General features: G+C 36.1%; 3 protein-coding genes. All 3 read right to left on the bottom strand.

What is annotated here, in order from left to right; translation table 11 throughout:
- Positions 1-1,420, bottom strand: a 1,420-nt coding sequence (locus VIO64_RS10125; protein ID WP_331917742.1) for a hypothetical protein, incomplete at its 3' end; no start/stop codon positions are given.
- 21 nt (positions 1,421-1,441) lie between these two features.
- Entirely contained in the window at positions 1,442-2,017 is a 576-nt protein-coding gene (locus VIO64_RS10120) for a hypothetical protein (protein ID WP_331917740.1), read from the bottom strand.
- Between the two features lie 19 nt (positions 2,018-2,036).
- Positions 2,037-2,526: hypothetical protein (locus VIO64_RS10115; RefSeq protein WP_331917738.1), on the bottom strand; the 490-nt coding region annotated here is incomplete at its 5' end.

The raw sequence follows: 2,526 nt of genomic DNA, 5'->3' as shown, positions 1-2,526 counted from the left end.
CATAAGGCATAGGCTCTATCCGATCATCTATCCATTTCGAGTCATTTGTAGCAGCTACGGTTACCTTCTTGAACATCTGGCTCTCAGCATCATACCCGGAAAACTTCGGTACTATGCCCATCCGCCCACGGAAAAAATAATTAATAAGTCCGGCGGTGTAGGCAACTGTCTTAGGAAGTAATATGGTGGCGTAATAATCATTAATGGGATTGTCGAGTTTTGTTTTTAATACATACAAACCTCCTGGATCACATTTAGGACCACATTGGGCTTTTTCTTGGTCAGTAAGTTCATCCAAAGGTTTTGCAAAATAATTCACTGCAACTAGCTTATCTACAGCCAACCCTTCTTTGTCCTTTTTCAGGTATGTCCACTTATCGATTTTCTTATCTTTTGCCTGGACAACTTCATACACCTGATACTCGGAAATGCCATTTTTACTTGGATATGGAAACCAGTGTTTATCCTTTACATCCACACCTTCTTTGAAGATTGTGTTCATGCTGAAAAAATTAGCATTCGATATTTCCGAAAGCCCTGCCTGTTCCTTGCCATTTACAAGCAACGTACTGTCAGGATTTGGATTATTTCCCCTCATATAAACATTCCTATCCCAATAGTCTTGAGGTTTGGAAAATTTCGGGATATTATTTTTAATCTCTTCATCTTTTTTAGGTAAAAAATCTGACAATGTCTTCCTTTCACTTTTAAATTCATCCAATAGATAATATTCATAAAGATTGCCTCCCCAATCTTTAACGTTTTCGAGGAGCACCCTTTTGAATTCATCCCATGTATTTTGATTCATTTGCTTTTTCCATGAAAACTTGATAAAGCTTAAATGCCCCTGCATATCATTTCTTGTATGCGCAGGAACACTCATGTCTTCCAATAGATGTAAAACCCTTCCGAATCTTTCAAACGATTTTGAAAAGGAATCCAATCTGTCAAAATCATTATCAGCCGTCAGGGCTTTGTAATAATATTCCCTGGCCCTGCCCCATGTGTAATCATTGCATACCCCATCATTGCTAGGATCTTCTGAATTGCAGATGGTTTCTCCAAATGCCCAGTCAACTGTTGATTGGCCCGAAAAATCGAAGAATAGATTCGCTATAGATATGTTGTCATCAAGACCTGCATTGATTTCAGGCAAAGGGTTGTGAAAATGATTGTATGCTCGAACTTTGTTGTCTTCATCCACGCTGCCTTTTGTTATGATATCTTTAAGATTATACCCATTAATAACTTCATCTAATCCCTTAAAGATTCCTAAACTATTAATAATGATATTATTTATTTCTGAAATATCTACTGATTTTTCAGTTAAAGATTTATGAGTAAAAGAAATATCATAGGCATAAGATTTTGATTCAAACAAAAAGAACAATAATAATATTATCTTACACAGTTTATTCATAGTAACCTCCTCATAAATATATCAATTTTCATTAATAGAGTATGGAAGTTCCTTGCTGAATTCTTTGAAAAACAATCCATTCCTCATTGGATAATCAGAAGGTCTTAAGCATTCTGAAACAAATGAAGAATGCCTTTTGAACGAAAATACTTTTGGTCTGACTTGAATTTTAATAATTTTATTCGTTTCTGAAAAGTCAGTTCGTCTTTTTGGGGTTTGAGGTCCAAATATCCAATACCTATCCCAACAGACATATCCGAATTTATAAACATTCAAACTTGGATAATGGGACCTTTCAAGATGCCATTTCCAAAAATTTTTTATATATATTTTACCATCCTTATCTGATAAGACTTCTTCAATTTTTAAGACCTTTTCACATCCTCCCTCAAACGCAGCACAATTATCTCCTCCTGTTCTCCAGATCGCGATTGCAACTGCCCCTTCAACAGGCTGACCTGTATCTGCGTCAACGACAATTGCAGTTGGTTCTTCCGGTAATTTATCCATTCCAAGACAAGGAGATGAAATTGAAAATATCCCTGTCTGTAAAACAATAAAGAATATGGCAAGATATTTTAGATAGGTCCCATTCATTAGATATCTCCTCGTCTTTTTAAAAACTCACCAGAGACCAATTTCCAAATTCATCCCTGAAGAAAGTTACATAATATGTTATTTGTTCATTCTGCCCGTTAATTATTTCATTCCTTTTGATCCTATATATTGCAAATCTCCCGCTAATATCTATAAGATCAAGATCGGGCATATTAAGGGCAATATCAGGCAGCTTATTTTTAAGGATGGTAAATATATCCCTATATTTTTCGGCAGAAGAAATGCAAAAGTTTTTTAGAGCCCCATCAATATCTCCATTTGTAAGATTTGTTTTCATGTCAGCCCACATGACTTTCAATTTTGCATCAATATCTTCTTTGTCCTGGACTATGATGCTGAGGGAGTCCGAGTATTCGTTGTTGTTTGAATCGGTAGTCCTGGCAGTGAAGGTGTAAATGCCTTCGCCTGTGAGCTTTATACGATATTGGTAGTCAGAAGTCTGCTCAAGGACTTGTATATTGCCGTTCTGAGGATGAAGGCCTGAAAGT

The sequence above is a fragment of the Pseudobacteroides sp. genome, from assembly GCF_036567765.1.
Taxonomy (GTDB): domain Bacteria; phylum Bacillota; class Clostridia; order Acetivibrionales; family DSM-2933; genus Pseudobacteroides.
This window is presented reverse-complemented; position numbering and strand designations above follow the sequence as displayed.

Coding starts and splice junctions, on each gene's coding strand:
- VIO64_RS10120 (WP_331917740.1), bottom strand. CDS start 2,017: ATGAATGGGACCTATCTAAAATATCTTGCCATATTCTTTATTGTTTTA.